Annotated in this window: 10 protein-coding genes; 1 reads left to right on the forward strand and 9 read right to left on the reverse strand. The window is 39.7% G+C overall.

Translation table 11 applies throughout. From position 1 onward, the window contains the following. Nucleotides 1-10 precede the first annotated feature (10 nt). The 5 genes from asnB to VB714_RS17515 form a co-directional block, all read right to left on the reverse strand. Nucleotides 11-1,966 (reverse strand): asparagine synthase (glutamine-hydrolyzing), encoded by a 1,956-nt coding sequence (asnB, locus tag VB714_RS17495; RefSeq protein ID WP_323225928.1) that lies wholly within the window; start codon nucleotides 1,964-1,966, stop codon nucleotides 11-13. Nucleotides 1,967-2,135: 169 nt separating this feature from the next. Beyond that, nucleotides 2,136-2,444, reverse strand: a complete 309-nt coding sequence (locus VB714_RS17500) for a hypothetical protein (RefSeq protein ID WP_323225929.1) — start codon at nucleotides 2,442-2,444, stop codon at nucleotides 2,136-2,138. Between the two features lie 87 nt (nucleotides 2,445-2,531). Further along, nucleotides 2,532-3,188 carry a PD-(D/E)XK nuclease family protein gene (locus tag VB714_RS17505; RefSeq protein ID WP_323225930.1) on the reverse strand — a complete coding sequence of 219 codons (657 nt, stop codon included), beginning with the start codon at nucleotides 3,186-3,188 and terminating at the stop codon, nucleotides 2,532-2,534. A gap of 54 nt (nucleotides 3,189-3,242) precedes the next feature. After that, complete coding sequence (locus VB714_RS17510) at nucleotides 3,243-3,833, reverse strand: Uma2 family endonuclease (RefSeq protein WP_323225931.1); 591 nt, start codon at nucleotides 3,831-3,833, stop codon at nucleotides 3,243-3,245. Nucleotides 3,834-3,912: 79 nt separating this feature from the next. Further along, nucleotides 3,913-5,031, reverse strand: coding sequence for a glycosyltransferase family 4 protein (locus tag VB714_RS17515; protein ID WP_323225932.1), 1,119 nt, complete (start codon nucleotides 5,029-5,031; stop codon nucleotides 3,913-3,915). Nucleotides 5,032-5,089: 58 nt separating this feature from the next. Here VB714_RS17515 and VB714_RS17520 point away from each other — a divergent pair, with 58 nt between their 5' ends. After that, nucleotides 5,090-5,656, forward strand: coding sequence for a Uma2 family endonuclease (locus VB714_RS17520; RefSeq protein WP_323225933.1), 567 nt, complete (start codon nucleotides 5,090-5,092; stop codon nucleotides 5,654-5,656). 20 nt (nucleotides 5,657-5,676) lie between these two features. Here VB714_RS17520 and VB714_RS17525 read toward each other — a convergent pair whose 3' ends face one another. The 4 genes from VB714_RS17525 to VB714_RS17540 form a co-directional block, all read right to left on the reverse strand. After that, nucleotides 5,677-6,795 (reverse strand): glycosyltransferase, encoded by a 1,119-nt coding sequence (locus VB714_RS17525; protein WP_323225934.1) that lies wholly within the window; start codon nucleotides 6,793-6,795, stop codon nucleotides 5,677-5,679. Then, nucleotides 6,792-7,619 carry a class I SAM-dependent methyltransferase gene (locus tag VB714_RS17530; RefSeq protein ID WP_323225935.1) on the reverse strand — a complete coding sequence of 276 codons (828 nt, stop codon included), beginning with the start codon at nucleotides 7,617-7,619 and terminating at the stop codon, nucleotides 6,792-6,794. Before VB714_RS17530 ends, VB714_RS17525 begins: the two co-directional genes overlap by 4 nt. A 46-nt stretch (nucleotides 7,620-7,665) precedes the next feature. Then, a complete protein-coding gene (locus tag VB714_RS17535) occupies nucleotides 7,666-8,262 on the reverse strand; it encodes a hypothetical protein (RefSeq protein ID WP_416309725.1) in 597 nt (198 codons plus the stop codon). After that, the coding region (locus VB714_RS17540; RefSeq protein WP_323225937.1) for a glycosyltransferase at nucleotides 8,252-8,983 on the reverse strand (732 nt) is incomplete at its 5' end. The genes VB714_RS17535 and VB714_RS17540, both read right to left, overlap by 11 nt.

An 8,983-nucleotide genomic window follows, 5' to 3' on the forward strand; every position in this document is an offset into this window, starting at 1 on the left:
GGCTTTTTTCCTAATTTTCGGCCAACCACGCTTGAAACATGAGAACATCCCAAAGATAGTATTGCCAATTGTGACTTTCTGACAAGTGTTCTTGCCATTTTTGGCGGATGGGTTGGGGGTGAAAGTAGCCCTCTTGTTGCAAACGGCTTTCATCGAGGAGATTTTCAGCCCAGTCTCGCAATTCTCCCCGCAACCAGCCATCGATAGGAACTCCAAACCCCATTTTCGGACGTTCAAAAAGGTTCGCGGGGACGTATTGAGCCAGAATTTGTCGGAGAATCCATTTTCCCTGTCCTTCCTCGGGGGCTTTCCAAGCAAGGGGAAGACTCCAAGCAAACTCGATAACCCGATGGTCGAGAAAGGGAATGCGGGTTTCTAAACTCACTCCCATCGCAGCGAGATCGACTTTGACGAGAATATCTCCGGGGAGGTAGGTTTGGGCATCTAAGTACATTAGCTTCTCGAAAAAGCTGGGAAGATTTGCCCACAGTGCAGGGTTATTAAGGGCAGTTGCGGGTTCGATCGCATTCTTAACAATGTCTTCAGGTTTTTTCCAGTGCGAGACAAAACTGCGATAAATGGCTTCGGGACTGTCTAAACTCAAAACATCGGCGACTCGGTGAAGTTTTGTGCCAAGGTTGCGCTGTTTCAGAATAGTTGGCAGAAAAGGCTTGAAGGGTTGTAATGTTTGTTCCCATGCTTGGGGCGATCGCGCTTTTAAAACCCGTGCCAAGATTTTTTTAATTCCTGTAGGGACGTTCCATGGAACGTCCCTACCCCCAAAACGTTGCACCATGAAATAACGACTATAGCCCCCAAAAAGCTCGTCTCCTGCATCTCCAGATAAACTAACCGTGACATGGTTTCTCGCTAATTGTGCCACGAGAAAGGTGGGAATTTGGGAGGAGTCGGAGAAGGGTTCGTCGTAGAGAGTGGGCAGTTTAGGCACGATCGCCAAGGCATCTTGGGGAGTAACGTAAAGTTCAGTATGATCTGTGCCTAAATGTTGGGCAACTGCTTGGGCATATTCTGCCTCGTTGTATTCTTCCTCGTGAAAGCCGATACTAAAGGTTTTCACGGGTTGAGAACTTTGCGCCTGCATCAAGGCCACAATGAGGGAAGAGTCGATCCCTCCGGATAAAAAGGCTCCCAAGGGAACATCGGCGACCATTTGTTGCGCGATCGCATCTCGCAGCAGGATATCGAGTTGCGCGATCGCCTCCCGTTTGTTCCCGGAAAAGGGGTTTGCTGCCCCATATTCCGCCACGTTTTGCAATGACCAGTAGGGGATCGGTTCGGGACGTTCTCCCCCCTGTTTGAGGCTCAAAAGCGTTCCTGGAGGCAGTTTATAAATATTTTTGTAAATAGAATGGGGCGCGTTAATGTAATTGTGACGCAGAAGAAGGGTGAGGGCGTTGCGATCGATTTCTCCGCACCAGTCGGGATGAATTTTTAAAGATTTAAGTTCCGATCCAAAGAGGAAGGTTTTCCCCATCCAGCCGTAATAAAGGGGTTTTTCTCCTAGGCGATCGCGGCACAAATGCAAAACCTTCTCTTGACGATCCCAGAGGGCAAAGGCGAACATTCCGATAAAGCGTTTAACTGCTGCTGCAATGCCCCATTGACAAAAACTTGCCAGCATCACCTCGGTATCGGAATGACCTCGAAAATGGTGTCCGAGTTGTGTGAGTTCTTTGCGTAGGGTTAAAAAGTTGTAAATTTCCCCATTAAAAATGAGGACATGGCGATCGCCTCTCGAAAGCATGGGTTGATGTCCTTCTGGGGAGAGATCGAGGATGGAGAGTCGGCGATGTCCTAAAGCTATTCCCGCATTTTCATCCACCCAACTCCCCCCATCATCGGGACCGCGATGGAAGAGTCGGAAGGACATTTTTTCGACAATTTCTTGTAGGCGATCGGGTGAAGTATCTTCTGATGAATTCCAAAATCCAGTAATTCCACACATTATTTGATCCCGAATATTAGCCTAGGATTCAAATCCTAGGCTGACAGCGAAAACCCGTTGCAACGGGTTACAAAATTGTGTAAATTATAGCCTGCTTTAGCTGGCTTCAGCCTTGAGCCAATAAGTTGAATTCTTGGCTATTTGGCACAACTGAGATGCACCCTAAAATTTAAACATCATCTGACCAAAGATATCCTTTTTCTCCTGTTCCGCCACCTACCCAACTTTTGGGTTCTGAAGTTTTTCGCACATAGAAAAAAATACGGTCTGAACCGTCATCTATTCGTCCATAGCCTTCAATCGCTCCTTGGATATAAGAAGGTGTATTTTTGTTTTCATGGAGAGCTAAATATTCAGCATTCCGGGCGACTTCCTCACTAATTTTCCAATAGCCACTCTTGAAGCGACCATCTCCGATATCTTTGACATTCTCTCCACCTCGACAAACTAAGTGAATCCCTATTACTCTACGAGACATTGTTTGAATTTCTCCTTAGTATAAATTTCGGCTTTGCTGATTGATTATAGAGTTCAATTATAACAAAGTCAACAGATAGGTTTAAATTCACCTAGTTATTTCTACATCTTCAGCATAACTATACACTTCAATGTTTAGTTTTCGACCAACTTCTAACGCTCTAGGATGTACCATTGGCGAAATAATAATTTTTCGATTGGCAGTTTGATGATGGCGTTCTTGATAGAATCTAACTTTTTTCTCAAACGTATAGATATCCGCTTTACTAACCGATGATTTTATTTCGCAGATAATCAACAAGCCATTTTTGATAATTAAATCTAATTCAATTTGTTCTGGTCTGCCAAAAACTTCTCCTGTTTCATCGTATTCCGTTAAGTTAATCACTTCAACCCCAAAAGACTCTTGTAAAATTCCTTGGAGTGCTTTGCGAAAAGATTCTTCTGAACGAAATCCCCATCTCGCACCTAAAGCCCCTATTGTGCTATCGTGCTTGCGATTAAGCACTCTAACTTCTTCTAAAAGTGATTGGAAGTTCCGATTTTGTTCATCCCATTTTTGACGCTGTGTTTCGCGATCGCGCTGCAATTCTGCCAAAATGCGATCGAAGCGACTTTCGGTTTCTTGCTTTCCCGCATAGAGATTTTCAATGGTTCGCAATACAAAGTCTCGTACTTCTCGATCTTCTTGTACGATTTTCGGTAATTCTTGTCTAATCAATGCTTTAATTTCTTGCTCTTCCATAATTTCACACTTTATCGACACTTACATTGCATTATACAAGTGTCCAGTGAGAAATTACCAAATTTTGACCAGCTTTAAAACAAACCCAGATAAAATTGGATCGCCTTTTACCATTGTAGGAGATTCCCAACATTCCACTTCAACTTGCGGACGATAAATATAAACACGGCGATTTTTGCGATCGATTAACCAACCCAAAGATGCACCGTTTTCTATATATTCTTCCATCTTCTCCTGTAACGGTTTAAGGTTATCACTAGGAGAGCGCAATTCAACGACAAAATCGGGACATATCGGTGCAAATTTCCGGCGCTGTTCGAGGGGAATTGCTTGCCATTTCTCTAATTTAACCCAGGCCGCATCCGGCGATCTGTTTGCACCATTGGGAAGAGTAAAACCCGCAGAAGAATCAAAATCAATTCCCGTTCCATCTTCATCCGACCAATTGCCTAATTGTTGAGTCAGTTTAGCATTATAATGTCCTGTTTCGCTTCCTACAGGCGACATAACAAGCAATTCTCCTTTAGCATTCCGTTCAATACGATAGTTACAATTAATTTTACAAAATTCAAAAAACTGTTCGTCTGTCATTTCAAAAGCAGGACGAGTTTGTAGAATTAATGGGGTATTTTCGAGAGTAAGCATTGTTTTCAGATAATAACAATTCAGAAGATCGCTCGTTGGTATTTCTAGTAATAGAATAGCTCTAGAAATTGACCTCATCTCATTTTTGATACAATTTTTCGTATTTTTGTACAGCTATCTCTAAAGAAAAAGATTTTTCAATCCTTTCTCTAGCAAGTTGTCCTAAATTAATCCTCTCTTCATCTCCAAGATTGAGTAATTCTTCCCATGCTTGTGCTAATGCGGCTGAATTTTTTGGAGGAACAATTTTTCCTGTATTACTAACTAATTTAGCACAGTCTCCTACATCAGTCACAACAGAAGGAACACCACAAGACATCGCTTCAGCAATAACATTAGGTAATGCTTCCGTAAAAGATGATGATGTGGCAATATCTAAAGCAGCCATAATCTTAGGAATATCATCTCGTTGTCCTAAAAGATAAACTCTGTCAGTTAAGTTTAATTCTTCGATGAGTTGAGTTAAAGTTAGATTGGTGCGATCGCATCCCTGACCGCAGAGAAGAAAATGAAGATCGCGATCGCCTTGATTCTGCAATAATAAAGCCGCAGCTTGTAAGAAATTTTGATGATCTTTTTGAGGATGAAAACGTGCGATCGCGCCAATCAATAAACTATTTTCTGATAATCCTAATTCTTCTCGTATGCTTTTTCTTGCGTCAGAAGAAGGCACAAAAAGAGCGGTATTGATACCATTAGGAATTACCAAACTTTTTTTGCGACTATAACCTATATCTAAATGTTGTGAATGACTGGTTTGAGAAACAAAAATAATCTGACTGATGAAATGTGAAAGTAAACTCGAAAGTAAGGCGATCGCGGTGGTTCTTTTCTTTTCGTATTCGAGAGAATATAAAGAATTATGAATGCACCAAATACAGGGTTTATGATAAAATGAAGTTGCCAAGTATGCTGCTAAATTGGCATGATACATCCACCCTTGAATAATCTCAGGTTGAATCTGACGCACGAGTTTTAAAAGTGTAGCGATCGCCTTCCATGAAGGTGCTTTCGGGTTTAAGTTGAGAGTATGCACGGGAATATCAAGATCGGCAATGCGATCGCCTAAAGTTCCCCGATCCATGAGAGAAATAACAGTTGGTTGGAAAGAATTGCGATCGCAGCGAGAGAGCAGTCGATACAGCATCATTTCTGCTCCTCCCATATCCAGATCGGTAATAATATGTAAAATCTTCACCCTGAGAAATTAAATATAGATTACAAGTTATAATAGAGTTAAACATTGGAAATAGAAAATGGTTGTTACTCGTCCCCTTGCACAAACATTAACCTTAGAAGAGTTTTTGCAACTCCCCGAAACTCAACCTGCAAGTGAATATATTAAAGGAAAAATTATTCAAAAACCCATGCCGCAAGGAAAGCATAGTACCATTCAACTGGAACTAGCATCTGCAATTAATCGAGTTGGAAAACCTAAAAAAATTGTCTATGCTTGGCCAGAATTACGATGCACATTTGGAGATCGCTCTGTCGTCCCCGATATTGCGGTTTTTAAATGGGAAAGAATCCCCCTAGATAAGAATAATGAAATTACCAATCGATTTACAACTTACCCCGATTGGATCGTTGAAATTTTATCACCTGAACAATCTGCAAACCAAGTTATCGGGAAAATTGTCTTTTGTTTGCAGCATGGTTCTCAGTTAGGATGGCTTGTTGAGCCAAAAGATCGATCAGTTACCATCTTTACCCGCGATCGCCTACCAGAAATTAGGTCAGGTGAGGATATTTTACCGGTTTTGGACTGTTTGACAAATTGGCAATTATCTGCACGAGAACTGTTTGATTGGTTAGTCTTTTAAAGAAGAATTACAGTAATAATTTACAATAATATTTTCTCAGTTTGTGCGACTAATTTCTCAACGCTAAAATTATCTAAAATTCGTTTTCTCGCTGCATTCTCTTCGCCAAATCTTTCTTTTGTCGATATTTTATCCCAACAAGATAACCACCCCTGACAGAGTTTTTCAGGCTGTTCTATAGGGACAACAACCCCCGTATTGTCAACTATCCAAGCAGAGTCCCCCACATCCGTAACAACACAAGAAACACCACAAGACATTGCTTCGGCGATCGCATTAGAAAATCCTTCACTGAGAGAACAAGAGGTTACGACATCCAAAGCATTATAAACTGCTGGCATATCATTCCGCATCCCCGTCCAAATAATCTTTTTTATTATTCCTAGCTCTTTTGCAAATTCTTGCAATTTGTGTTGATAGCTTTCTTCTCCACTCCCAACACAAACAAAGCAAACATTGTTTTTGCGATCGCTTAATAACTTAGCAGCGTGCAAAAAAGTAAAATGATCTTTAATCGGGTCGAGTCTACCCACTAAACCCACTAAAATTATCTGATATTCAATCCCCCATTCTAAACGAATACGCGCTCTTGCGTCAGGATCGGGGTAAAATGAATTAGTATCGATTCCGTTGGGTATTACGGTTATTTTCTGTGAGGGAAAACCATGTTGGAGATGATATTCTTTACCTGTTTGAGAATTGATAATAATGCGATCGGCAAATTGCGATAAAAGACACTCCAACTGAAAATTAAGCCGTGTAAACCAATCGTATTGACTTAAATCTAAATTAGAAGCACGCACTCCCCAAAAAATGCGAGTTTTGGGAAGAAAAGGTTTTAAAAATAATGCAATTAAATTAGAGGTACTCAGATAACCGTGCAAGATATCGGGTTGAAATTGTTGGAGATGATGCAATAAGCGCGAAAAGAAACCAAAAATATCCCAGCGATCGCGTTTTTGCAAGCAAATTGTTTGTACCTGACTATCTTGTAATTCTTGTTCTAATGCACCTCCACCATAAAAATAAAAAACTGCGATCTCAAAACGCGCTTTATCCATTCCTTTAACTAAAGTCACTAATTGACGTTCCGCACCTCCAATATCGAGAGAACGAATTAAAAATGCCAGCTTTTTCATTGTTTTTGAAACACATATTCATTACAGCCATGACCACCAGCACAAGTTTTTAAATATTGTAGTGTAAATTCTCGTTGGCGATAAAATTCAAAAATTTCTTCAGGTTTAGCGACCTCAAAAGGATAACCCCCAACCCAATCAACAACATCCGGTAAAGGACTCATTCCTCGATGCTGAGAATACGATCGCCAAGTTTTAAAAGGCTGACCTGTTAGCAAATCTCGCACTGTTGTCGGTCCCCAAAGACGCATCAAAGCCAATCCCACAATCAATCCTCTTAAAGGTGGAGAAGATTGATTATAGGCCACTTTAACTTGTCGCCACATCTTGCTCGATCGACCGCCATCATTGTAAATTGAGATGAATAATCGACCACCATTGGCTACTAAAGGAACAACATTTTCCAGAGCCTTCCACATCTGACCTGTATGATGCAATACCCCCCAAGAATAAACAATATCAAACTGTCCCAAAGCGGCTAAATAGTCCGTATCTAACACCGACCCACGTTCGATTGTCCATTGGGAATCGCGATCGCAATAGCGGTGTTTAAGTTCTTCCGTACAGGCGATCGAATCTGGGTCATAATCTAGGGAATGAACACGACCTCCCAACCGACGCGCAGCTAAAGAAAATAACCCACTTCCCGAACCAATATCTAGAAATGTTTTCCCTTCCAAATCTGTAAGTCCTAATTTATCTTTGAGAGAATTTTCTGCTTCAATAATACGCTCTTCATTCAAAAATGTTAAAAAGCGTTTCCAGTTTTTACCAAACTCAAAACGTCGTCCTTGTTCGATTTCAGTTTTAAAAATTCGATCCATCTGCATACCCTTGATTTTCTTACAATCGACTATTTTGTTCTGCAATTTAATTAATACTTTCAACAAATAAGTAATTAATTGCAGCCATCAGTTTCTCCAAATCTTCTAAAAGATAAGATTTCGTATTTTTCGTAAACGTTTCTTCTTTTAATTGCCCAAACTCCCATAGCTTACCGTTGGAAACAATACCAAATACTCTTTTTCCTGACTCATTATTTAACTTTTGAGCCGCCATGAGTTCTGCTAAACATTGCCCCCATCCCTCCTCAAAATTATCTTTTTTCGCTTCTACTAAAATTAAATAAGGTTTCTCTAAAATAATCTTTCCCCGAGGAGAACGTTTTGCTACAATATAATCAGGAATTCCAGATAAGTTTTCATCATAAGTTAGAGGTTGATGACTCCAAAGCATTAGGTTTTCCATATATTTCAACCAAATCTCCCTTAAAATAGGAGCAATAATGTTTTCACAGATTGCATATTCTGAGTTAAAAACAACTCCCTCTTTAAGGATTAAGTTAAATCGATTCAGAAAGTAAGAATCGATTTCACCATCATTTTCTTCAATAAATTTTTCCTCCATATAATTGAGGGAGAATTCTTGCAAAACATCAGAAATATTTTTGTAGTTATTAAAAGACATCTTTCTGGTTCTTATTATTCTTATTATAAATAATTTTAACCAAGGCGAAAAAGACTTGGAAGAGATGGTAAATATGACGAAGATGAAAACTAAAAATATTAAACTTTTGGAGTAAATGTATCGCCAACTTAAAATCTTTATTTTGCATCATTTTGATTGCCATTAAAACAGCAAAATAAACTTCTAAAAATCGAAAATAGTCGCTGCGAAAAATCTCTTTTTTTTGCAAAACTTGCTTTTTACCCAAAACTTGCTTTTCGAGTTCTAGGAACACATTTTCTAATGACTTCAAGAAAAAAACATCACGATGAACTTTTTCATAAGCAGTCTTTGCTAGTTCTTCTCGGATTATATCATGAGTTAAATAAAATTTAACTTTTTCTAGCAACTCTTCAATATCGCTAAAATAATCAATCTCTTGTCTTACCCGAAAACACTGTTCGAGATGAGGAGACCATTCTGTTAAACAAAATGAACCCGAAGCACAAATTTCAAAAGGACGACCTTTCAATTGATGAATATATTGTCGCCAAGGTTCTAACTGAAAGATTGAATCGGGAATGGTAGAACCAGTGAAATTCAAGCATATTTTGGAGTTTGCCAAAACTTCTCTCATCTTCTCTCTTGAAACAAATCCATTTTTCGATCCGCGACCAAATGTTTCAACATTAAAACCTGCTTCGGTCAACGCATTTAAGTATTTTTTACGATTTGATTTAAG

Source organism: Spirulina sp. 06S082 (assembly GCF_034932145.1).
In the GTDB taxonomy this organism is placed as follows: domain Bacteria; phylum Cyanobacteriota; class Cyanobacteriia; order Cyanobacteriales; family Spirulinaceae; genus CCY15215.